At 45.3% G+C, this 24,222-nt stretch carries 19 protein-coding genes and 1 tRNA gene; 12 read left to right on the plus strand and 8 right to left on the minus strand.

Annotated elements, in window-relative coordinates; all coding sequences use genetic code 11:
- The first annotated feature begins 161 nt into the window (after positions 1-161).
- Positions 162-836: a hypothetical protein gene (locus tag Q369_RS0120110; protein ID WP_157488257.1), complete on the plus strand. Its 675-nt coding sequence runs from the start codon at positions 162-164 to the stop codon at positions 834-836.
- Between the two features lie 73 nt (positions 837-909).
- Here Q369_RS0120110 and Q369_RS0120115 read toward each other — a convergent pair whose 3' ends face one another.
- Together Q369_RS0120115 and msrA are read right to left on the minus strand one after the other, a co-directional pair.
- A complete protein-coding gene (locus tag Q369_RS0120115; RefSeq protein WP_031529569.1) occupies positions 910-1,434 on the minus strand; it encodes a hypothetical protein in 525 nt (174 codons plus the stop codon).
- 138 nt (positions 1,435-1,572) lie between these two features.
- A complete protein-coding gene (msrA, locus tag Q369_RS27875; RefSeq protein WP_031529570.1) occupies positions 1,573-2,259 on the minus strand; it encodes a peptide-methionine (S)-S-oxide reductase MsrA in 687 nt (228 codons plus the stop codon).
- A 154-nt stretch (positions 2,260-2,413) separates the two neighbouring features.
- Between msrA and Q369_RS0120125 the strand changes: the two genes are divergently transcribed.
- The gene (locus Q369_RS0120125) at positions 2,414-2,950 is read left to right on the plus strand and encodes a CopD family protein (protein WP_031529571.1); all 537 of its coding nucleotides are present in this window, start codon (positions 2,414-2,416) and stop codon (positions 2,948-2,950) included.
- 87 nt (positions 2,951-3,037) lie between these two features.
- On the opposite strand, the gene Q369_RS0120130 is transcribed toward Q369_RS0120125, so the two are convergent.
- Positions 3,038-4,249 (minus strand): NADP-dependent isocitrate dehydrogenase, encoded by a 1,212-nt coding sequence (locus Q369_RS0120130; RefSeq protein WP_031529572.1) that lies wholly within the window; start codon positions 4,247-4,249, stop codon positions 3,038-3,040.
- Between the two features lie 148 nt (positions 4,250-4,397).
- Here Q369_RS0120130 and Q369_RS0120135 point away from each other — a divergent pair, with 148 nt between their 5' ends.
- Complete coding sequence (locus Q369_RS0120135; RefSeq protein ID WP_031529573.1) at positions 4,398-4,976, plus strand: 5-formyltetrahydrofolate cyclo-ligase; 579 nt, start codon at positions 4,398-4,400, stop codon at positions 4,974-4,976.
- A 167-nt stretch (positions 4,977-5,143) separates the two neighbouring features.
- Positions 5,144-6,154 (plus strand): aspartate-semialdehyde dehydrogenase, encoded by a 1,011-nt coding sequence (locus tag Q369_RS0120140; protein WP_031529574.1) that lies wholly within the window; start codon positions 5,144-5,146, stop codon positions 6,152-6,154.
- Between the two features lie 161 nt (positions 6,155-6,315).
- Here Q369_RS0120140 and Q369_RS0120145 read toward each other — a convergent pair whose 3' ends face one another.
- Positions 6,316-7,533 (minus strand): NADH-quinone oxidoreductase subunit D, encoded by a 1,218-nt coding sequence (locus tag Q369_RS0120145; RefSeq protein WP_031529575.1) that lies wholly within the window; start codon positions 7,531-7,533, stop codon positions 6,316-6,318.
- Between the two features lies 1 nt (position 7,534).
- Positions 7,535-9,103: a glycoside hydrolase family 10-like protein gene (locus Q369_RS0120150; RefSeq protein WP_031529576.1), complete on the minus strand. Its 1,569-nt coding sequence runs from the start codon at positions 9,101-9,103 to the stop codon at positions 7,535-7,537.
- A 319-nt stretch (positions 9,104-9,422) separates the two neighbouring features.
- On the opposite strand from Q369_RS0120150, the gene Q369_RS0120155 reads away from it, so the two are divergent.
- The gene (locus Q369_RS0120155; protein ID WP_031529577.1) at positions 9,423-11,237 is read left to right on the plus strand and encodes a glycosyltransferase; all 1,815 of its coding nucleotides are present in this window, start codon (positions 9,423-9,425) and stop codon (positions 11,235-11,237) included.
- A gap of 52 nt (positions 11,238-11,289) precedes the next feature.
- Here Q369_RS0120155 and Q369_RS0120160 read toward each other — a convergent pair whose 3' ends face one another.
- Complete coding sequence (locus Q369_RS0120160) at positions 11,290-12,453, minus strand: ATP-binding protein (RefSeq protein ID WP_031529578.1); 1,164 nt, start codon at positions 12,451-12,453, stop codon at positions 11,290-11,292.
- A 147-nt stretch (positions 12,454-12,600) separates the two neighbouring features.
- Between Q369_RS0120160 and prmA the strand changes: the two genes are divergently transcribed.
- The 4 genes from prmA (at position 12,601) to Q369_RS0120180 (ending at position 20,436) form a co-directional block, all read left to right on the plus strand.
- Entirely contained in the window at positions 12,601-13,443 is an 843-nt protein-coding gene (gene prmA, locus Q369_RS0120165; RefSeq protein ID WP_031529579.1) for a 50S ribosomal protein L11 methyltransferase, read from the plus strand.
- 60 nt (positions 13,444-13,503) lie between these two features.
- Complete coding sequence (locus Q369_RS0120170; protein ID WP_031529580.1) at positions 13,504-18,183, plus strand: hypothetical protein; 4,680 nt, start codon at positions 13,504-13,506, stop codon at positions 18,181-18,183.
- Positions 18,184-18,337: 154 nt separating this feature from the next.
- The gene (plsY, locus tag Q369_RS0120175) at positions 18,338-18,988 is read left to right on the plus strand and encodes a glycerol-3-phosphate 1-O-acyltransferase PlsY (protein ID WP_031529581.1); all 651 of its coding nucleotides are present in this window, start codon (positions 18,338-18,340) and stop codon (positions 18,986-18,988) included.
- Positions 18,989-19,074: 86 nt separating this feature from the next.
- Positions 19,075-20,436 (plus strand): dipeptidase, encoded by a 1,362-nt coding sequence (locus Q369_RS0120180; RefSeq protein ID WP_031529582.1) that lies wholly within the window; start codon positions 19,075-19,077, stop codon positions 20,434-20,436.
- A 36-nt stretch (positions 20,437-20,472) separates the two neighbouring features.
- On the opposite strand, the gene Q369_RS0120185 is transcribed toward Q369_RS0120180, so the two are convergent.
- Positions 20,473-21,696 carry a tetratricopeptide repeat protein gene (locus Q369_RS0120185; RefSeq protein WP_031529583.1) on the minus strand — a complete coding sequence of 408 codons (1,224 nt, stop codon included), beginning with the start codon at positions 21,694-21,696 and terminating at the stop codon, positions 20,473-20,475.
- A gap of 122 nt (positions 21,697-21,818) precedes the next feature.
- Here Q369_RS0120185 and hpt point away from each other — a divergent pair, with 122 nt between their 5' ends.
- From hpt to Q369_RS0120200, 3 genes are all read left to right on the plus strand, one after another.
- Entirely contained in the window at positions 21,819-22,346 is a 528-nt protein-coding gene (gene hpt, locus Q369_RS0120190) for a hypoxanthine phosphoribosyltransferase (RefSeq protein ID WP_031529584.1), read from the plus strand.
- A gap of 38 nt (positions 22,347-22,384) precedes the next feature.
- Complete coding sequence (locus tag Q369_RS0120195) at positions 22,385-23,785, plus strand: MBL fold metallo-hydrolase RNA specificity domain-containing protein (protein ID WP_031529585.1); 1,401 nt, start codon at positions 22,385-22,387, stop codon at positions 23,783-23,785.
- A 55-nt stretch (positions 23,786-23,840) separates the two neighbouring features.
- Positions 23,841-23,924: transfer RNA gene (locus Q369_RS0120200), tRNA-Leu, on the plus strand.
- A gap of 136 nt (positions 23,925-24,060) precedes the next feature.
- Here Q369_RS0120200 and Q369_RS28835 read toward each other — a convergent pair.
- Positions 24,061-24,222 (minus strand): transposase (locus Q369_RS28835; protein WP_157488258.1); only part of this gene is annotated, 162 nt, incomplete at its 5' end.

Below are 24,222 nucleotides of genomic sequence, written 5' to 3' on the forward strand. Positions count from 1 at the left end.
AGGATAAATTTATTACTTCATTCGGAGCAAAATATTCATATTTAGCTCCTTCCATAATGAAAGTAAGTTTATCTGCGCTGAGGTTTCAGCTTTTAGCCGTCATTTGTTTTTTGCTTCTCCATGCTGTCTCTGCTCAAACTACGCGGAAACCAGACGTTATTTTGCTTCGTAATGAAACTAAGCTGGAAGTAATTATCCAGGAAGTAGACGATAGTGTGGTTAAATACAAAAAGGTCAACGACCAGGAAGGTCCGCTGTTTACGATTAAAAAGGCAGACATTGTCTCGATTCAGTACGGAAATGGTGAAGTAGAGACGTTTGAAGCAACCTTGGAAGTGCCTAATTATTACGCACCTTCTTCGGCTGCACCCCGGCAGGTACCGGCCGCTAGCTCTGCGATGGTACCGAGAGGCAACAAGTTTCAGCAGGAATTGCAGACAAGCTCTTCAGACCATTTGAGAGGAATATACAAGTACTACAAAACCAAATCTAAAAATGGCCTGGCCATTGGAATCGCAGGTACCTCTGCGGGTCTCATTTTTATGGGGATAGGAACGGGAATAATCGCTAAAATCGAGACCGACGCTAATGGAAATTTCCTCACTTACGCGGATGAGCAAAAGGCAATCCGAGGTGCCTGGATGATCATCGGCGGTTTTGCAGGAGCAGCTACCTTTGGGACAGTTGGATTCGTGAAGGCAGGAAGGAACGGTTCGAAGGCTGGTAAAATAAGAAGAGAGCTGCTGCAAAGAGGTGAGCCGATCGTATTCAAGTTCAGCCCTGGGTTCAATGCAAGAACGCAAACCGGCTTTCTGACAGTGAATGTACAGTTTTGATATTGAGTAATGCATAGAGCCAAAAACGGCCTGGAAATTATTTCCAGGCCGTTTTTGGCTCTATATTTCTTTCTTAGAACTTGAAAGTGATACCAGCTTTTAATGGAGATGCATTGTAACCTGCTTCTGCAAAAACCCCAATAGTCGGCTTAAAGTAATAACGGGCGCCTACAAATGCACCAAAAAATACACCGCTACCGTAAGCATCATATCCAACTCCGTCATAAGATGAACTTGCAATCCTATATCCCAAGGAAGGACCTGCATATAGATCAAGGTTATCTATTGTTAAAAAGTGTTTTCCGAAGTGGTAAGATCCTCTCGCGCCAATACTGAAGAAGTTATATCTCCAACCAGATCCATAAAAACCTCCACCGTAGTTCCATGACACAAAGTCAGCCTGGCCACCGACACTGATGAAGTCGTGAACACCACCTTCGAAAGATGCACCCACACCTACGCCGCCGCCGCCGTATGTGCCACCAAGGTTGATACCTGCATTCAGTAATTTATCTCCTTTCTCGAATTGCGCAAAAGCTTTTTCCGAGGTCGCGCTTAGAACGGACGCAACGAAAAACATGAATAGAATCTTTTTCATCGTAATAGATAAGTTATTGTTAATAATGGCACAAATTAAAGCGTTTAATTGAATGCTTCAAAACTTGTGCCATTGTTACTTATTATCCGGGTACCTCCACTTTATTAGTGGCCTTCTATTCATGTTGCAGCCAGAAAATTAAATTTCCTTGCGTAGCTTTTCTTTAAATACCTTCTTGAACTTATCCAGTTTCGGAGCAATCACAAATGCGCAATAGCCTTGTTCCGGATTGTTGGCAAAATAGTTTTGGTGGTAATCCTCAGCAGGATAGAACTTCACAGCCTGCGTAATCTCAGTTACGATCGGGTTTGAATACGCACCGGATTTATCCAGTTCTGTCTTCGCTTTTTCTGCCAGTGCCTTCTGCTCGTCGTTGTGATAAAAAATCACGGAACGATACTGCGTACCCACATCATTTCCCTGGCGATTTAGTGTTGTCGGGTCGTGGCTGCGGAAAAATGCCTCAAGAAGGTCTGCATAGCTGATCACCTTCGGATCGTACGCTACCTCGACACATTCTGCGTGGCCGGTATTACCTGTACAAACCGCTTTGTAATTCGGATTAGGATCGTGGCCGCCGGAGTAACCTGAAACAACCTTCTTCACGCCCTCCAGAGACTCCATTACAGCCTCTGTGCACCAGAAGCAGCCGGTTCCGAAAGTAGCGGTTTCCATATTCGCAGTATTAACATTCTTCTCGTCAAGCGACGTAAACGCGGTTTCTTTGTCCATTTTTCTCTTTTGTTTTTTATCCGACTGAGCGCAAGATATCACAACCATGCAACACAAAAACAAAAACGTCAAAATCGGGATTGTGGTTTTCATTTTACTGGTTTGGGTTACTTTACAGATTGATTAACGAATCCGACACAAAGAAAGTTTTCTCTGAGGTATTCATGCATTATTTACGAAATTTGCCCGCAAAAAGATCGCTTAGCCGCGCAGCGCACAGCCTGTCGCCAGATCAAACATCCCCGCTATGACATACCTCCATTTCAAAGCATTGCATATCATTTTCGTCGTCAGCTGGTTTGCAGGGCTCTTTTATATGCCGCGCCTGTTTGTTTACCATACCGAGGCAGGCGACAAGCCCAGTCCTGAGCGTGAAATACTTTTTGCGCAGTTCACCAAAATGGAAAAGCTGCTTTGGAATGCAATTATGACACCCGCCTGCTGGCTTACATTGATTTTCGGCTCAATCATGCTGTACATTACGCCGGCGTGGCTGGATCAGGGCTGGATGCAGTTAAAGCTGCTTTTTGTCGTCGGCTTGGTAGTATACCATTTTTTCACCCGTAAAATTTTGCTGGAAATCCGAGAGGGAAAATTCCGTTTTTCATCCTTTCAGCTGCGCCTGTTCAATGAAGTAGCCACGGTATTCCTATTCTCCATTGTTTTTTTAGTGGTATTAAAAAATACCGTCGACTGGCTTTGGGGAGTTTTGGGGCTGATCGCTTTTGCGGTGCTGATTATGACAGCGGTAAAGACCGTGAAGAAGTTTCGGGAAAAGAAGTGAGATATCCTCTGCCTTATTCGGGCTCAAATACAATAAAAAAACCACCGACTAAAAAGCCGGTGGCTGAAATATAAAGAACCTGATTTGTTAAGCCAAAGCAGCTTTCAGGTTGGTATCAATTGCTTCGAGGAATTCCTCAGTATATAGGAAGTGCTCGCCGTGTTTCACGTCGTTTCCAAACACACCGATCGCCAAATCCTTCGTCATTTTTCCGCTTTCAACAGTTTCGATACATACTTTTTCCAAAGCATGGCAGAAATCGATTAATGGCTGATTGTTATCCAGCTTGCCACGGAACGCCAAACCACGTGTCCATGCAAAAATTGACGCGATCGGGTTTGTGGAAGTTGGTTTTCCTTTCTGGTGCTCACGATAGTGACGCGTCACTGTTCCGTGTGCTGCCTCCGCTTCCATTGTTTTACCATCCGGTGTAACAAGTACAGAAGTCATCAAGCCCAATGAGCCAAAACCTTGTGCAACTGTATCAGACTGAACGTCACCGTCATAGTTCTTACAAGCCCAAACGAAGTTACCTTCCCATTTCAATGCAGAAGCTACCATATCGTCGATCAAACGGTGCTCGTAATGTACTTTTCCTGCGTATTCTGTTTCGTAAATTTCCTGGAAAATATCCTTGAAACGTCCGTCGTATTTTTTAAGGATTGTGTTCTTGGTAGACAAATACAATGGCCAGCCTTTGTCCATCGCCACATTGAAGCAAGCGCGCGCAAATCCACGGATTGAATCGTCGACATTGTACATCGCCATTGCCACACCAGGTCCCTGGAATTGGTAAACTTCGTGCTCAATTACTTGTCCGTCTTCGCCTTCGAATTTTACAGTAAGCTTTCCTTTACCTGGAACAACGAAATCAGTTGCACGGTACTGGTCACCAAATGCGTGACGACCTACGATAATAGGAGCGGTCCAGTTAGTTACCAGTCGGGGAACATTTTGCATTACGATCGGCTCGCGAAAAACAGTTCCGTCCAGGATGTTCCGGATAGTTCCGTTTGGCGACTTCCACATTTGCTTCAGATTGAATTCCTTCACGCGGTCTTCATCCGGAGTAATTGTTGCGCATTTGATACCAACGCCATATTCTCTGATCGCGTTGGCTGCATCAACAGTAACCTGATCGTTCGTCTCGTCGCGATACTCAACTCCCAGATCGTAATATTTAATATCTACATCCAGATAAGGTAAAATCAGCTTTTCCTTGATAAACTTCCAGATGATGCGGGTCATTTCATCGCCATCCAGTTCTACAACGGGATTGTCAACTTTAATTTTGCTCATGTCTTAAATTCTATACAATAGTTAAAGATTTGAAATCAAACCGTGAAAGTACAAACAAATGAATAAAAAGGCTGAAAAATCGCGTTAAACCGTGGGCACGTCAGGTTATTTTTTGATATTGTCAGGTTTGAAAAACTGCTAAGAGTTCATGAAAAAAGCCTTTTTGCGTAAAGAGTTTTTAGGAAAAAGAATGGCGCTGACGCAGGAAGAACGCGCTGCACTTAACCTGTCTGTTACAGAAAGAACCCTGAGCTACCTGTCTGGAATTACTTTCTCGACAATACACGTTTTTTTACCACATCCATCAAAAAACGAGGTGGATTGCCGGCCTCTTATTTCAATACTCAGGAAAACAGCGGCGCCGCCACGCATTGCTGCACCTTATGTTTTGCCAGGAACAAAGGAAATGGAACATTATCTTCTGACAGAGGAAAGTATCCTGGTTCTTAACCAATGGAACATTCCTGAACCGGAACCTCAGACTTCCACCCGCATTGAACCCAAGCAGATTGACTTAGTTCTGGTCCCGCTTCTTGCATTTGATCAACGTGGGTTTCGTGTAGGTTACGGCGGAGGCTATTATGATCGTTTTTTAAGTGAATGCAGAGATGATATCTTGAAAATAGGTCTGTCCTTTTTTGAGCCGGTACAAGAAATATCGGATACTGACAACTATGATATTCCACTGAATGCTTGCGTTACTCCCTATCAAGTTTATAGGTTCTAGCTGATTGAAGCGGTTGTCAAAGAAAGCGAGTTCCTTTGTTAAATACTGTATTTAAATACATTAATGAAAGATTCGGGGCATAATCCTAAATTTTCGTCGTAAATTCGCGGCACTTTTCGCCTGTGGCGGGAGCAGTCAATTTTATTCATTTTAATCTCAATGCAAGAATGAAAATCGCAGTAGTAGGCGCTACCGGTTTGGTAGGCGGCGAAATCCTCAAAGTGCTCGAAGAGCGTAATTTCCCGGTAACGGAATTGTTGGCCGTTGCATCAGAAAGATCTGTTGGCAAGGAAGTTACATTCAAGGGTAAACAGGTCAAGGTGATCGGTTTTGAGGATGCGATTGCAGCTAAGCCTGAGATCGCTATCTTCTCCGCCGGCGGAAGTACCTCCCTCGAACTAGCGCCAAGATTTGCAGAAGCTGGTATCACGGTTGTGGACAATTCCTCAGCTTGGAGAATGGACCCTACGAAAAAGCTCGTAGTGCCTGAAATCAATGCAGGCGAGCTGACTAAAGAAGATAAAATTATCGCCAATCCAAACTGCTCTACCATTCAGATGGTGGTCGTTTTGAATCCATTACATAAAAAATACAAGATCAAGCGCGTTGTTGTATCCACTTACCAGTCTGTAACGGGTACAGGTAAAGCGGCAGTAGACCAGCTTTTCTCCGAGCGCGCGGGCGATCATAGCAAAGGCAAAGTATATCCACACCAGATCGACCTAAATGTACTTCCACACATTGACGTTTTCCTCGATAATGGTTACACCAAGGAGGAAATGAAGATGACCAATGAAACCAAGAAGATTATGAGCGACGATAGAATCGCGGTTACTGCCACAACGGTGCGTATCCCGACAATCGGCGGTCACTCGGAAGCGGTGAACATTGAGTTTGAAAATGAATTTGATCTGGAAGAAGTACGCGCTATTCTCGCTCAGACTGAGGGTGTAGTTGTTCAGGATGATCCGAAGAATGCAGTATATCCGATGCCTTTAACAGCGCACGGAAAAGACGAAACCTTCGTAGGCCGCATTCGTCGTGACGAATCTCAGCCTAAAACATTAAACCTGTGGATAGTAGCAGATAATCTCCGCAAAGGTGCTGCGACAAACGCTGTTCAAATTGCGGAGTTCCTGGCGAAGAATGAGCTTGTAGGTGTAACGCAGGAAGCGTAATTACTAAATATTTAGGAATGGAGGAGCTGCCGGAAGGCGGCTCTTTTTTTGTCCCCCCCTAGATCCCCCAAGGGGGACTTTCTCGCATAAATAAAGGCCCCATTAGGGGTTTGGGGTAACGGGCAAAAGCAAATGCCATTAGGGGTTTGGGGTCAAGGCTCCTACCTATCAACCTCGCCCATCACCACGTCAATCGAACCAATAATCGCTACCAGATCGGCGAGCAAAGCTCCTTTTGAGATTTCTCCAATTACATGCAGATTATTAAAGCAGCAGGAGCGTGCTTTGCACCGGAACGGAATGTCTGAGCGCCCATCTGCCCGGAAGTAAAATCCCAACTCTCCTTTTGGACTTTCGCCTCTGATGTAAAAATCCATTGCTTTGGGGCGGATCTTCTTGGGTACCAGAGCTTGCGGGTCAAAGTCACGCGTTCTTTTATAGTCTCCCGTAAGTTGCACGAGGCTTTGTTCTATCATTTTAACAGATTCCCAACATTCGACTACCCTAACCCAGGTACGGTCCCAGCAGTCGCCCGTTGTCCCCATTTTGCCTTCTCCAATAGGTATATCAAAATCCAGCTCAGGATAAACCGAATATCCGTCCACTTTCCGGAGATCGTATCTTAATCCTGCACCTCGCAGCATAGGTCCGGTGCAACCGTAGCTGATCGCTACCGGCAAGGGGAGAATACCCACATTTGCAGTTCTTTGAATAAAGATCTTATTATCAACAACCAGCTGCTGTAGCTCGATCAGCTTAGGTTTGAGATATTTGGTAAATTCTAAACATCTTTCCTCAAATCCCACAGGCAAATCGTAGAACAAACCGCCGATCCAGATGTAATTATAAAGCATTCTCGCTCCGCAGGTCCATTCAAGTAGCCTGAGAATTTGCTCCCGGTCGCGCATCATCCACAAAAAAGGAGTGTAAGCGCCAATGTCCATTGCGTAAGTTCCCAAAGCCACAAAGTGAGAAGCGAGCCTGTTCAGCTCAGTAACTACTACACGTATGTATTCAATTCGTTTTGGAATATCATTTTCAATACCCAGCATTTTTTCCACACCTCTTACATAAGCATGTTCAGAGTTCATGGAAGCAACGTAGTCGAGCCGGTCGACGTAGGGAATGATCTGATTAAATGGGAGTGACTCCGCATGTTTTTCAAAACACCTGTGCAGGTAACCCAAATGCGGTACTACATCAACAACTACTTCACCGTCTGTTAGGACTTCCAGACGTAGAACCCCGTGAGTTGAAGGATGTTGCGGACCCATATTCAACACCATTTCTTCGGTACGAAGGTTTTCGGAGTTGTATTTGGTGGGATCCGAAACCGTCAGATATTCGGGTTTATATTCGTATTGAATGGCGTTGCTCATGTTAAAATCTGACTAGTTTCTGATCGTGGACTTCAACCTTCAATGGGCCGATCGGTCTGCCTTCATTATGCAGCCGGTCTACCGCAGTCACATAGTAAACATACCTTTGTCCCGATTCAGCATTGGTATCCACAAATTTTTCGCCCTGATAGCACATTCCCAGGATTTTGGTCGGGTCGTGCGCACTTGCTTTTTCGTCGGGCATAAACCGGTAAATCACATAGTACCAGGCTTTGTCCCCGTCCGAAGCTGCGTCGGGTCTTTCCCAGGTAAGCTCCAAACCTTTTGACAAGAGTGTCGCTTTCAGGCTTTTGGGGGAAAGCGGCGGGACATTGTCTTTCCAGGGCATGGTCGGTATCAATGCAGGATATTTGAAAAAATCGCGGCGCAGCGAGTCTACAAAGCCCAGACTGTTGGCGCGCAAAGATCGCGAACTGAAAAAGATAGCGCCGTCGGTCTCACTTTCACGCAGGTATCGAACCTGATTTGGTATCTCTTTCGGGTTGGACCAAAATGTATCCTTGTCTTTGTACCCGACGCGGTAAGCGCCCATTCCTATATACAAATGTCTTTCGAAGCGGTTTTCAGTCCACCAGTCCACGAGATTACGATAGGGTACCCGCCCAAAGCCCGACGAAAAATAGACCTGCGGCGCGATGTAATCAATCCAGCCTTCCTGAATCCATTTCCTGCTATCGGCAAAAAGATCATCGTAGGAAGCCAAAGCGCCATAAGTTTTGGAACCTTCGGGGTCACGGTCTTTATTCCGCCACACCCCAAATGGGCTGATACCAAATTTAAGTTTCGGCTTAACAGCATACAATCCGTCATGGATCTGTTTTACCAATAAATCTACATTGTGCCTGCGCCAGTCGGCTTTGTTTGAAAACCCGGCACCGTATTTACGGTAAGTGGCTTCGTCCTGAAGAACCTGCCCGGGAGATGCGTAGGGATAGAAATAATCGTCAAAATGGATCCCGTCCACGTCGTAGTTTTTCGCGACATTGACGGTCATATCAGTAATAAACTGCCTCACTTCCGGGATCCCGAAATCAAAAAGTTTGTAGCCGTCGTAGCTGAGGATCCACTCCGGGTGAATCTTGCTGATATTGTCTGCTGAAACGCTGGTTGAGGATTTATGAACAAGTCGGTTGAGATTGAGCCAGGCATGAAATTCAAGTCCGCGCTGATGTGCCTGTTCTATCATGAAATCAAGCGGGTCCCACATCGGTTCCGGCCTTCTTCCTTGCCGGCCCGTAAGCCACTCCGACCAGGGCTCAGGGCTCTTGGCGTAAAATGCATCTCCGGCTGCCCTTACCTGGACAAACACCGCATTCATTCCGACTCTTTTATGGAAATCAAGGAGATTGGAGAACTCCTGCTGCTGCTCTTCTGGTATAAGATTTTTACTGCTCGGCCAATCAATGTTATCGACTGTTGCAATCCAAACAGCCCTGAATTCCCTTTTTGGAGGCAAAAGATTATCAATTTCAGTAGTCTGCGCTATGCAACTTTCCAACAAGAACATGATCACTGCAAAGAAAAGCGCAACTATTTTAATTTTTTTCACTATCTGACCAATGCAAAATGTTAATCCAATCAAAGTAACGTAATTTGGAACAAAGTTAGCCGACAAGGCACTTAAATTCATGTGAGGAGGAGCTCATTTACGGCTCTGAATCCAACAGGCGGCTGTTTGAGGAATTCTTGCCATTATTATATTTCGTCCCTTTCGGCACTGTATTTCAGGGAATAATCAAGTGCGTGATTGTTGTAATTGTGAATAATTTTTCTGCATATTTATTGTGTAATTACAAGGATTTTTGTGACAAAAAAAGCGCATTTAATCGCTGAATTACCGATGGTAACGTTTAAACATATATCCCATATTGGAACCTTTTGTTAAAACCACTAAGAAAAACGTCCTGTTTGAAGTTGCATGGGAGGTTTGTAATCAAGTTGGAGGAATATATACTGTTATAAGGACCAAAGTGCCGGCAATGGTCGAGAAGTGGGACGAGAACTACTTCTTGCTGGGCCCCTATTTTGAGAAAAAAGCGAGTTCCGAATTTGAGCTTATCAATGATCTTGATGATTCACCGGCGGGAAGGGTAGTGAAGAGAATGCGTGAAATGGGCTACTCGGTTTATTATGGATACTGGCTCGTTACAGGCAAGCCGCGTGTCGTTCTTTTTGACCTTGACAGCATTGCAAAAGAGCTTGATACGATCAAGTTCAACCTTTGGGAAAAAAGCCGCATTCCGACGATCAACGTTGAACACCTTGTAAACCAGACGCTGTGTTTTGGTGAAATGGTGCGCATTTTCCTGAAAGAATATGCAGAGGATAATGCGAAAAGGGAAGATATCTCGGCGCAGTTTCATGAATGGATGTCAAGCAGTGGCTTACCCGAGCTCAAAAGGGACAATGTAAAAGTGGCGCTCACATTTACCACCCACGCTACAATGCTCGGCCGCTACCTAGCGCAGAATGTATCCGGATTTTACAACAAGCTGCCATTTTTTGATTGGGAACAGGAAGCCAAAAATTACAATATCCTGGCGCAATGTTCGGTAGAAAGGCAGGCTGCGCTGAATGCACATGTACTCACCACAGTGAGTGACGTTACTGCGCGGGAATGCGAGGTTTTCCTTGGCAGAATGCCCGATCTTGTTACGCCGAACGGTTTGAATGTAGTACGTTTTCAGGCGGTGCACGAATTCCAGAACCTGCATTTAAAACATAAAGAGCGCATTCACGAGTTTGTTCTGGGGCACTTCTTCCCAAGCTATTCTTTTGATCTTGATAAAACACTTTACTTTTTTACCTCCGGTCGCTACGAATACAGTAACAAAGGTTACGACCTTACCTTAGAAGCACTTGCGCGCCTGAATTGGAAAATGGTGCAGGCCAATATGGATATGACGGTAGTAATGTTCATCGTGACCAAGCAGCCCTATTATTCTGTAAATCCCGATGTATTGCAGTCGCGCGCTGTGCTGAATGAATTGCAGGAAACGTGTACCGCAATCGAGAAGGAAGTAGGAGAGAAGCTTTTTCTGGCAACTGCTTCCGGGGCCGATCACAAAATGCCTGACTTGAACAATTTTGTGGACGAATATTGGAGACTAAGGTTGCGCAGGACGATCCAGAGCTGGAAAACAGACAAGTTACCTGCTTTCGTAACGCACGATTTGAAAGAGGAAGACGGAATTACGGATTTTTGCAAAAGGGCAAATCTGGTCAATAATGAGCGTGACCGCGTAAAAATCGTTTACCACCCTGACTTTATTTCTTCAACCAACCCGCTCTTTGGTCTGGATTATGGGCAGTTTGTACGCGGCTGCCATTTGGGTGTTTTCCCAAGTTATTACGAGCCCTGGGGTTATACGCCGCTTGAATGCGTAGTTCGCGGCGTGCCTACTGTTACAAGCGACTTATCTGGCTTTGGAGATTATATCATGCAGATTATGCGTGATTACGAAAACCGGGGTATTTATGTAATCAACAGAAAATCGCAGACATTCTCGCAAGCCGCGGACCAGCTCGCAGATATCCTGTTTAAATTCGTAAGAATGCAGCGCCGCGACCGCATTATGCAGCGTAACAGGGTTGAAAATATTTCAGATGTTTTCGACTGGACAAACCTGCGATCTTATTACGACACCGCGCACGATCTCGCAACAAAGAGGAGAAAGCCCTGATAAAGAATAAAGAGCCTGCATTTTGCAGGCTTTTTCGTTGGAGCTAACGATTTTACAAGATTGCATTGATATAGTTGTTTACAGTTGCTATACTACATACCTGAATGTTTTCCTTCATTTTGAAATCATCAGCTGATGGAGTAACAACTAACAGAAGCGGGTTTCCGAGATCTTGCTGAGCATTTGTATTGCCCCGGCTTAAACTTGGGCTGTTCGTATATTTTATTTCGATGGCAAGCTTTACAGTATTACCTTTTACCAGCACAAGGTCTAATTCGGCACCGTCTTGCGTGCGATAAAAATGGGGTTTCACATCAAACGGTAATGCCGCTATGATTTGCTGATTCACATAGCCTTCCCACGAGTTGCCTACAATAATGTTGCCTGTAAGATCTTCAAGACTTGTAATGCCGGCAAGTGAATGCAACATACCTGAGTCCCTCACATAGATTTTTGGGCTTTTCACTAGCCGCTTGCTTACATTCACGTGCCAAGGAAGTAAACGCCTGATTAGAAATGCATTTTCAAGATAATCGAGGTAGGTTTGCACAGTTGGCATACTCATTTTGAGAGAATTGGCTAACTGAGAAACATTGAGCAGACTACCATGAACGCTCACCAGCATATTTAAAAGAAGCCTGATATTGCTCGGATTTCCCGGCAATCCTAGCAGTGGCAGGTCACGCTCTATATAGCTGCTGATAAAATCCGCCATTTTTCTTGCAGAAGAACGGTCGGACACAGCTTGCAGCATGGCGGGATATCCTCCTCGCAGCCAATGGACAGTATAATTAACATCTTCCTTTACTTCTTCGAGTTGAAGAGGATGAAGTTCCAGATATGAAATCCGACCCGCTAGTGTTTCTGAACTATCTTTTAACAAATCTGGTGAGGCAGAACCAAGTAAAATAAAGCGGCCTGGTACCCGCTCTCTATCGATCAAAGATCGCATTAATGGAAAAAGCGACGGCATTCTTTGGATTTCATCCAGGATTATGATACTCTCGCGTCTTTCATCCAGATACAATTCAGCGTCTTGCAGGCGCGTCAGGTCAGCATTTGATTCCAAATCCAGATAGATGCAAGGTCTGTCAAACCGACTTTGTAGCTCCTTTACCAACGTTGTTTTTCCGACTTGACGAGGGCCAAGCAATGCCACAGCGGGATTGTCTGATAGCTGCTCAAGAAACTCGGTCTCGATGATTCTAGGATACATGAAATAAGAATTAACCCCGTAAATTTAAAGTTTAATTTTAAAATTACAGGGTTAATTTCCGGAAAGATATATGCACATCATACATTATCTGGCCAAAACCCAGATTCTTGTTACCTTTTGCGAGAGCAAAAACGATTAAAAGCAATTATGAACTACATAGAAGTTACCGCCAACATTGAACCCGACTTTTCTGAAATCATTATGGCCGAGTTGGGCGAGTTGGGATTTGAATCTTTTGTTGAGACTGACAGTGGTCTGCTGGCTTACATTCAGGAAGAGGATTTCGATGAAAACGCATTGCAGGCAATTATCGCCAAATACCTGGATCTGACGGCAATAGCGGCTACATGGAAATCGTTAGAAAGAAGGAATTGGAACGAGGAGTGGGAGAAAAGCTACGAACCGATCGAAGTCGGTGACCAGGTCCGGGTGAGGGCAACATTTCACAGCCCGGATCCCGCATTCAAATATGATTTGCTGATCCAGCCGAAAATGTCTTTTGGCACCGGACATCACGAAACCACCTGGCTTGTGATGAATGAACAGCTGAGTCTGCCTCATCACGGAATTTCGATCATGGACGTAGGCTGCGGAACCGGTATCCTGGCCATTCTGGCTGCAAAACTAGGCGCTAGCAGTTTGCTGGGTTTTGATATCGACGAATGGGCTGTGGAGAATACGGTCGAGAATTTTGAAATGAATGAACTCACCGCCGAAACCGAGGTTTTCCAGGGTACTATCAGCAAAGTGCAGGAAGGAAGAATGTTTGGTGGCATATTGGCCAATATCAACCGCAATATCCTCCTGGCCGAAATCCCGACTTACGTTCAACACCTGGAACCAGGCGGCTGGCTGGTAACAAGTGGTTTTTATGAAAATGATCAGGCAGATATCGAGCAATGCGCATTGGATAGCGGCCTGAAAAAGTTACGATCAAATACACGTAACCAATGGGCAACCGTTGTATTTGAAAAACCAAAAATCGGCTAAGATCAATTGAGAAATAGTCAACAGCTAAACGCGCAAAGCCAGTAGCTAAAAGCCAAAAAGATGAGAATAATCCGCTATACTTTACTTTTGTTCTGCTTCATATCAATTGGGGAAAATGCATTTGCCCAAAACCTGAAATTACCTGACGAACCTGCCCAGTTTATGGTGCAATTCAAGAAGGCAATGGACGGAAGCCGAAACCCCCAATATGTCCGCGCAGCTGCTCAGCTGGATAGTATCTGGATGTCTGCATTCAATACCTCCCAGCAAATGAAGTTTACAGCAATTGTCAAAGCGCAGGTTGCAAAAGGTCAGAAGGCGGGCCCTGTATTGTACCTGCTTTCGCGGAATGCAGCTTTTTTCGCTAAAAATGCGCCGGATAATTTTGACAGTTTCCTCAATCTCGCGGCCCAGGCAGGAGAAAAGTATGATGGTAAAACATTGCAGAAAGTACTGGAAACTGTACGTGTTCTCAATGAAAGTAAAAAGCTGTATGCGGCTAACTATAACTCTCTTTACCTGGTAGAAGGCTCCTATAAGTTCCGTTTCGACTCTGCGAATGTGGAAAGAGCGAATGTAGAAGCTGCTATCAACGACAGCTGGGACACGCCGGTAGATACCAATTTCGTAATCGCGCCCAAATCGACGCCTGTTCCCATTATCTCAGGTGCATTGGTCGACCTGCAGAACGCAAAGTTTGCGATGGTGACTGGCAGCGACTCGGTTGTCTTTGGCCCAAGTAATGGAAGTATTTCCTTGCAGGATGGGATTTTCGTAGGAAAAAACGGAAAGTTCGACTGGCTTGCAGCCGGAGATTCTTCGATCTATGTAGATCTGGATGCATACTCATTCAATATTGCTCAGCCCAAGATTGTTGCTGAAAATGTCACCCTGCACCATGATCAGCAGCTTGCCGCGCCGGTTAAAGGTAAATTGGAATACCGTGGTGTCAAAAAAATCAAAGGCCAGCCCGCACCTTACCCGCGCTTTGTTTCCAATGGGATTGACGCGCGGCTGAAAGACAATCGGAAGAGCATTGATTATAAAGGCGGTTTTTCACTGATCGGGACGAATATGTACAGTACCTCCCTCAGCGATCAGCTTTCAACAGTGAATGTGAAGTATAAGGAAAAGGTCGCATTTACAGCTAAAAGCAAGAAGTTTGCGCTGCGCGACTCGGTGATATCATCTTCGTTTGCCATTCTATCGATCCCGCTGGGCAGCGATTCTATTTACCATCAAGGAGTTACATTTAAATACAATGATGATGAAGGCTTGGTGAAAACCGGCAGAATGGAGAGGACGGACTATGCGCCGCTACCCTATCAGGATAGCTATCACAAAATGAATATCTGGGCGCAGGCAATGCGCTGGCGGTTTACAAATGACAAGCTCGAATTTCTGAGAATTGACGGAAAGCAGGTTGTACCGGTAACGCTGGAATCTCAGGATTTTTTCAAAAAAGAACGTTTCAGGGAGATTGCAAAAGAGTACGGTTTTCAACCGCTCAATATGGCGGCGAGCTACGTGCAGGCTACCAAAAAGTCTTTATTCCTTTCAGAAGAGCTTGCTGCCAAATTCAAACAAAATCCGAAAATCGTACGAAATACACTCGACAGACTGACGCTGGAAGGCTATTTCATTTACAACAAAGCCACGGACGAATACGCTTTGAGCAAAAAAGGTGCATTGTATGTGCTGGCAAATATCGACAAAGCGGATTACGATAATTTTCAGGTTGCGTCGCAGTACACAGCCAACAGTGAAACTGCTAATGCGACTATCTACATGCCCGATACTTTGCTCACAGTTTTGGGCGTATCCAGCTTTGTAGTGAGCGATTCTTTGAAAATACATGCGGCGCCCGCGGACAAAAAGCTGATCATCGGTAAAAACAGAAATTTTACATTGAATGGAAGAATGGTGGCTTCCAACTACCAGTTCCGCGGACAAAATATCAAGTTTGACTACAATCAGTTCTTCGTGAATGTAGCGCCTTCGGATTCAATCACATTTACACCGAAAGAAAAATTTGCAAAAGGCCAGAAAGGCGAGGTCGGTGGCCACGTGAAGTATGATAAGGGAGGTACCTTTTACCTGAGCGATCCAAAGAACAAGTCGGGCTTGCAGAAAGGCGTGAAGAAGTCGCCGCGGTTGGTTGTGGAAGATGGTATGACGGTGTTTTTTGACCAGGAAGAACGTGGTCCGATCACTTACCCGAAAGAAAATGTGTTTTTCAAAATACCGAAACTCGATATGGGCGGGCTTGATGAGCGCGACGTGATTTTCGACGGTACGTTTACTTCCGGGGGCATTATACCACCAATCAAAACCGTGCTGAAAAGCATGCCCGACAACTCTCTCGGTTTTGAATACAAGCCGCCCGTAACGGATATGCCGATCTATAACGGACAGGCTCAGGCCAGGTTTACCGACACGCTGACAATGGATAACACCGGTTTGCATTCCAAGGCGGTTATCAAGTATTTATCAACCACGATTACTGCGAAGAACGTCGTACTCGCCTCTGACTCGCTCATGGCGTCCGGCGAAATCGCGTCTATTAAGGAAGCTACGATCGGAAAAGGGTACTTCCCGGCAGTGGCTTTGAAAGACTATGCATTGAAATGGTACCCGAATGCAGATAGCATGTTTATCAACACAACCGGAAAATCCTTTTCATTTCATAATGGAACAACTAACCTGGAAGGTAGCCTGCTGCTGCGGTCGACAGGGTTATATGGTAATGGAAAGCTGAAACGGGCCGATTCGGAGCTTTCTTCGCCGGATATTAAGTTTAATAAAGACGGTTTCTTGGCAAACCGCTCGTCGTTCGCAGTCAACAGTGGCGAAGTGAAATCGGCTAAAAAGCTGCTGACCGGGAATAATGTAAATATTGATTTTAACTTCAAAACAGGCATTGCGAACTTCCTGACCGACGAAACCGGGTTCGGAAATGATTCTTCCGGAATGCAGATTCCGACGGCTTCTTACCAGACACTGATCGGGAGCGCGAAATGGGATATGAACAAGAAAACAATCCTGATGAAAGGGTTAGGGGAAACTTCCACCTACACTTCTACTGATTCGACGCAGGAAGGATTGACTTTCAGCGGCTCAGAAGCACTTTATGACATCGAAAAAGTATCACTGAACATCAAAGGTGTTCCGTTTATCCAGACTGCCGACGTGAAGATCATTCCTGATAAAGGTGTGGTAAGCGTCGACAGCAAAGGCAAAATTGCGCCATTGAAGAATGCCCGCATTGAGATAGATACATTGAATGTAGCGCACAGAATGCGTGACGCGAACATACGCATTGATTCCCGCAATCATTTCGAAGGCTCGGCCACATACCAGTATATCACGGCGCGAAAAGATACTTTCAATATCAAAATGCAGAATTTTGAGCTGCGCGAATTGGGCTCAGAAACAGAAGGTAAACGTTCCAAAAACAGTAAACAGCCAGCTGCGATCAAGTATTACACAACTGCCCGTGCGGATGTAAAAGAGGAAGAGAACCTTGTACTTTCTCCGCGTATTCAGTTCAAGGGCGGCATCAACCTGATCGCTTATGAGCCTTCCCTGCAACTGGATGGGTTTGTGAAGCCGGTAATCAAGTTCAGGAAGGATTTTCAGAGCTCGTGGATCGTCTATAAAGAGGCGCCGGGCGAAACGGTAGCTATCAAGATTAACAAAGACCTGAAAAACGAGCACGAGATCCCGCTTTCGGTCGGATTGCATTATAATGAAACACGCGGAATGTACATGAGCTTTTTGTCGCCCAAAGAATCCGACGGCGACGAGGATATCTACCTCGCGCAGGGTGCATTGAACTATGATGAAGATCAAAAAGCATTTAAAGTAGTACCGCCTCCGGGCGCCGACGGGCTGATCGACGAAGCCAATGCACTTCGCTTTGACGATAAGACCGGACTGGCCACTTTTTCAGGTCCATTCAAATTCGTAGGCGCCGAGTGGCTGCAATCTGTCGGCAGCGCCGAGGTGCAGGTGGATAGTTCGAAATTTACATTCAATAGTATGTTACTGTTGAAAATGCCTGCGCTGGAACCGATTGCACAGCCGATCGCAGCTAAGATCGTTGAGACAAACCTGGAAGAGCAGAACAGTACCGCCGCAGACGATGATGCGGAACAGCTTAATCAGAAATTGTCTGCATTGATCGGGCCGAAAGCGACTGATGCTTACGCAAAGCTGACTGCCGCGGGTTATAAGCCGCTTTTCGAAGCTTCGCCAATCCTGGATGTTCCGATGGTATTGTCGAATGTAAACCTGCATTGGTCGCCTTCACACCAGGCTTATTATTCTCAGGGACCAATCGGCGTAGCGCATTTCGGGCGTAATAACATCAATGCGCAGATGGACGGGCTGCTTGAAATCCGCCGGGGTGTAGAAGGAGATGAATTCAGCTTGTATTTGCAGGCATCACCTGATGTTTGGTATTATATAGACTACAAATTAGGCGAGCTGGGCGTTGTTTCTTCCATGGTCGACTTCAATGATCAGATTACAGCCAAGTCAAAAAATGTGAAATCGAAAGACATGACGCTGGTATCGATCGGGTCTGAGGAGAAGGATATGTTTGTCAACCGGTTCGATGATTTTTATCAGCCAGCTGTCAAGAAAGCTAAGCTTGTGAAAACAACTGCCAAGAAAAAACCAGTAAGCGCGCCAGCGGAACAGAAGAAGAAAAAGGAAGAACCTACCGAAGGTTTCTAAGCGGTTTTTAATAATTGCAGTACTTTATTCTAGAAAATGAAATTCTGCATGCATAATCAAGGTTTTTGGGCACAGTTTTGTTGTAAAATGGCATAACTATTGTATTTTTGAAGAAATCTGATTCTAATTTAATATTATCATTGAATAGTACAAAATGAGTGTTGCTTTATTAATAGTATCAATTGTTGCCGCTTATTTGCTGGGGTCTATTCCAAGTTCAGTGTGGTACGGAATAGGATATTTTGGAATTGATGTTCGCAAGCAGGGTAGCGGCAATGCCGGGGCTACCAATACTTTCAGGGTTTTAGGAAAGCGTGCCGGAACAGTCGTAATGCTGATTGATGTACTGAAAGGCTGGACTGCAACTTGCCTCGCTTCCATGCTGTTTTACATGAATGAAATTGGTGAAACCGAGCTTCTGGTTTACAAAATACTGTTTGGAATCATTGCGATAATCGGGCATATTTTTCCAGTGTTCGTCAATTTCAAAGGCGGAAAAGGAATTGCGACTTTACTAGGAATGGTACTTGCGATTCACCCTGAGCTTGCTTCTGTTTGCATTACCATATTTATTCTGACACTAATCGCATCTCAATACGTTTCGCTCAGCTCAATACTGGCTACACTTGCATTTCCGGTACTTTCCTGGACCGGCGCATTTGGCCACCCCGAGCCGCTGCTAATCGTTTTCGGCTTCATCATGTTTGTGCTTGTTGTTTTTACACACCAAAAAAACATTGTGAGGCTTTTGAATGGAAATGAAAACCGGGTGAAGCTATTTAGCCGTAAAACCAACAGGGCATAAGAGCACCTGATTTCAACAAATGTAAACCCCTGGGGAAACCTTAGGGGTTATTTTTTTATCTTGGCCCATCATTTTAATACACAGCAATGCAGACATATATTGAAGAAAATCGAGATAGATTTTTAAACGAACTCCTGGATTTACTCCGAATTCCGTCAGTGAGCGCAGATTCCAAATTCAAGGGCGATATGCTGAAAGCGGCTGAGTTTGTGCGTGAAAGCATTCAAAAAGCAGGTGCAGATAAAGCCGAGATTTACGAAACTGCCGGGCATCCTGTTGTTTATGGTGAAAAAATCATTGATCCTGCATTGCCGACAGTACTTATCTACGGCCACTATGATGTACAGCCGGCAGATCCCTACGAACTCTGGAATTCGCCTCCATTTGAGCCTGTAATCAAAAATGAGCGCATTTACGCACGTGGGGCTTGCGATGATAAGGGGCAATTTTACATGCATATTAAAGCATTGGAAACCATGCTTGCCACCGATACGCTTACCTGCAACGTGAAGGTGATGATTGAGGGCGAGGAAGAAATCGGTTCTTCTAACCTAGGTACATTTGTGAGGGAACATCGCGATATGCTCAAATGCGACACAATCCTGATTTCGGATACGAGCATTATCGCCAACGATGTACCTTCCATTGAAACAGGCCTGCGCGGGCTTACTTACGTGGAAGTGGAAGTTGTGGGAGCAAACCGCGACTTGCACTCGGGTGTTTACGGTGGCGGAGTTGCCAATCCGATTAATGTATTATGTGAAATGATCGCCTCGCTTAAAGATGAAAACGGACACATCACAATCCCGGGTTTTTACGACAAAGTCGAAGAATTAACAACTGAGCAGCGGGAGGCACTGAATGCAGCGCCCTTTGATCTTGATGAATATAAACGTGACTTGGATATTGACGATATTCAGGGAGAAAAAGGGTACTCGACGATTGAAAGAACTTCCGTGCGGCCCACGCTCGATGTAAATGGAATTTGGGGAGGTTACATTGGAGAAGGCGCGAAGACAGTTTTGCCTTCCAAAGCCAATGCTAAAATTTCCATGCGCCTTGTTCCGCACCAGACTGATGATGAAATTCTGGCGCTTTTCACCAAGCACTTTGAATCAATTGCGCCGGCTTCGGTAAAGGTGAGAGTAACTCCGCATCACGGTGGCCTGCCTTATGTAACACCCACTGATTCTGTCGAGTATAAAGCTGCCGAGCTGGCGATGGAAGAATCCTTCGGTAAAAAGCCGGTCCCCACAAGAGGCGGAGGAAGTATCCCGATTGTAGCGCTTTTTGAGCAGGAGCTAGGCTGCAAGAGTATTTTAATGGGATTCGGATTAGATATCGACGCATTGCATTCCCCGAATGAAAGCTACGGACTGTTCAACTATTATAAGGGGATTGAAACCATCCCGTTGTTTTTTAAACATTACGCCGAGTTGAAGAAGTAGTGCTTGCCCTTCGACTGCGCTAAGCGCGACAAGAGTCTACCGTTTCCGCCGTTGCTCCCGCTTCATCTTTTTCAAATTCGCGATCGCCGCTTTGGCTTCTCTATCCTGGCTTGTCTTCTTATCAGCACGATCATCGGCCAGTTTGTAGTACTTCAAAGCGGCGTCATAATCTTTTTTCATCTCCGCGATTTTACCCAAACCAATCAGCGAAGAAACGTAGTAACCTGCGTTCATTGAGTTTGTTTGCGTTGAATAGTCAATGGCTTTCTGATAATACTGCCCGGCCAGATCGTAATTCCGGTGATAGTTCATGTTGTAATAAGCCAGCACATAAGCGGCATTCCGGCCGCTTACGCCTTCATAGCCCGGCATTCCTTTACTGATTTTGTCGATGATATTCTGGGCTGCCTTTTCGGCTTCACCCATTTTACCTGTCACAAATGCAGTACGGCAGAAATATCTTTCGAAATAAGGATTGTTAGGGAAAGTCTGCCACATATACTTCGCCATTTCATAAGCCTTATTATGCTCATTTTCAATGCTATAAATCTGCAATAGAAAGTATCTGGCTTCGACCCGCGTGTAAAATGCATTGTTACCTACTTTTTCAAGCTGCTGCTCTCCCAGCTTCTTATTTCCTTTGGGAAAAAGGGCCAGAATAGGTTTTAAAATGGGATATTCTTTGGGTACCCATTCTGCGTAATAATTATAAAGCCCGTCTCCGAAGAGCAGCTCCGGGGTGAGATCGCCGTTTCCTTTGCATTGTTCAAAATATTTTAGCGACTTTTTGCCCGCAAATGCAGCCTTCGCCCAGCTTTCCCGCTCAGCATATAACCTTCCTTTAAATGCATAAGCGGCAGCCAGGAAGAATGCAGGTTCTACTTTGTTTTTTTCGTTATCATAAAGCTCCTCAGCGAGGTTAATGGTCGAATCCATTTGTGCCAGGAAGGTCTTATCGTAAGCTTCATTATCGGTATTCGGCACGATTTTCCACCATTCTGCCAGGCCCATCAAAAAGTGCGGCATCGGGTGCTTCGGATACCTGTATTTCAACCACCTGAACTCGGCGTCAGCTTCATGAAACTGATAATTATAGAGCATATTGATCGCCTCAGTCGATTCGATCTGTACGCTCGGATTTTTCAGGATCATGTCGTAGTTCTTGTCCAGCTCGGCCGAAGAGTACAATTGAGCAGTTGCCTGAGGGATGATAATGACAGTTAAACAGCAGAAAATGATGGTGTTAATAATACTTTTCATAGCAGGGGTAAACTTGTCCTATTAACGCGGGATTTTTATTTTACGTTTGTCAGCGGCCCGGTTTTTGAAAAAAGAATGTAATATTGATCCTCAGAGCTTTTGCGAAAATGACACCTCAGAAAATGATTAACATTCACGATAAAACTTTTGTCCCTTTCATTCCCAATGCGACCATCGAAGGCCGGATTTCTGAACTGGCGGCGCTGATCACCAAGGATTATGAAGACCATTGTCCTGTGTTCCTGGTGGTGTTAAATGGCGCATTCCTGTTTGCTAGTGAGTTAGTCAAAAGGGTCGGATTGTCGTGCGAAATTACATTTATCCGCTTCTCTTCCTATTCCAAAACTGAGTCAACGGGTGAAGTGAAAGAGATAATGGGTTTGGACCAAAATCTACGGGACCGTGATGTGATCATTATTGAAGACATTGTTGATACTGGTCTGACGATGTCAGAACTTATCAAGAAAGTACACGCATTGTCACCGAAATCTGTTGAAGTCGCAACCCTGCTTCACAAGCCCGAGGCGCTAAAAACGCCTGTTTCCATGCGCTATACTGGTTTTGAAATAGAAAACAAGTTCGTAGTCGGCTATGGGCTGGATTACGACGGGATAGGGCGCAACCTTGACTCGATTTATGTGCTGGCGTAAATGTCACGCGCAGTAGGCAACTCACTAAAACTTTCGCTATGCTCATTCAGTTCTTTGGGGCAGCACAAACCGTCACCGGAAGCAAGCACCTGATCACCACCGAAAAAGGAACAAAAATACTGCTCGATTGCGGTCTTTTTCAAGGGATACAAACCGACGAATTCAACGAGAACTTTGGTTTTAAACCGACCGATATTGATTATTTGATACTTTCTCACGCCCACATTGATCATTCCGGTTTGATTCCGAGACTGGTCAGAAAAGGTTTTAAAGGAGAAATATATTGTACGCCAGCGACGGCGGATCTTTGCCGGGTAATGCTGATGGACAGTGCATATATTCAGGAAAAAGATCTTGAAAGGATCAATAAACGCCGGCAGCGCCAGGGTCGGCCACTGCTGGAAGAACTGTACAATGCAGAAGATGCAGCACACGCATTGAGCTTGTTTAAAACAGTGAAGTACGGCCAAACCTTTTATGTAGGTACCGGCAATGAAGTTGCCGTTTTGCTTACCGACGCGGCGCACTTGCTGGGAAGTGCCGCAGTTCACCTGACGATCCCGGACGGGGGAACATCTAAACAGTTGACATTCACAGGAGATATCGGCCGACCTGACGACAGGATTTTAAGGAAGCCAGATGTATTTCCGCAGGCGGATATCATTATTTGCGAATCAACTTACGGGGACAGGCTTCACGAGAAGGAAGTGGATATGAAGTCGCATTTGCTTCGGATTGTGAAGGAAACCTGTGTCGACAGAAGTGGAAAGCTGATTATACCCGCCTTTGCCATTGACCGCACGCAGGAATTGATCTATGCTTTGGATCAGCTATATAGCTCCGGGCAGCTGCCGCATATCCCGGTATATATTGACAGTCCGCTGGCGATTCGGGCAACTGCGATCATGAAAGCGCACGATGATTGTTTTAATCCTGAAATACTCGCGTACATTGAGAAGGATGGAGACGCCTTTGCATTTCCCTATCTGCACTACATTTCGGAGGTGGAAGATTCCATTGCCTTGAATGATAGAAGAGAACCCTGTATTATCATCAGTGCTTCGGGTATGGCAGAAGCGGGTCGGATTAAGCACCATATCAAAAACAACATCGGGGATCGCAATGCAACGATCTTGCTGGTAGGTTATGCATCGGCTAATACGCTGGCGGGCGCATTGAAGCGCGGTGATAAGCAGGTAAATATCTTTGGCGAACACCTCGATGTACGGTGCCGGGTTGAAAGCATGGATTCTTTTTCCGGCCACGGCGATTACAACGAAATGCTTGATTTCCTCTCCTGTCAGACTCCGGGGCGCGTTCAGAAGGTTTTCCTGGTTCACGGAGAATATGAAACGCAGGTTGCCTTCAAATTGAAACTGCAGAAAGCAGGTTTTGAGAATGTACACATTCCGGCGTTGTACGAGAGTGTGAAAATTTAAGTTTCAGACTTGGAAAGTCTCAAGTCTTTTATATTTTTGCCAACCCAATTTCAACGCCGAAGTGGTGAAACTGGTAGACACGCACGTTTCAGAGGCGTGTGGGGGTTGCCCCATGCGGGTTCGAGTCCCGCCTTCGGCACAAAACGAGGGTGTCTCAGTTTTAGCCGAGGCACCCTCGTCCATTTGCTTTAAACTGAGTGGAAATTGAAACGCGATATCGATCCATTCAAAGCTAATCGGCTGTTTTCGGCTTAAAAAGCAAGAAACGGGCGCTCCTAAGCTGCTCTTTTCCTTAGATTCTGGGCTAATGCGATCAGTCCCCATTCGATTTCGACCTTTTGCTTGCCGCGGAGCATAAACCGGCGGAAGCCGTGGTTATTTTTGATGTTGCCAAAGACCGGTTCGACATCAAAGCACCGTTTCTTTCTTTTAGCAAT

Source organism: Dyadobacter crusticola DSM 16708 (assembly GCF_000701505.1).
Taxonomy (GTDB): Bacteria; Bacteroidota; Bacteroidia; order Cytophagales; family Spirosomataceae; genus Dyadobacter; species Dyadobacter crusticola.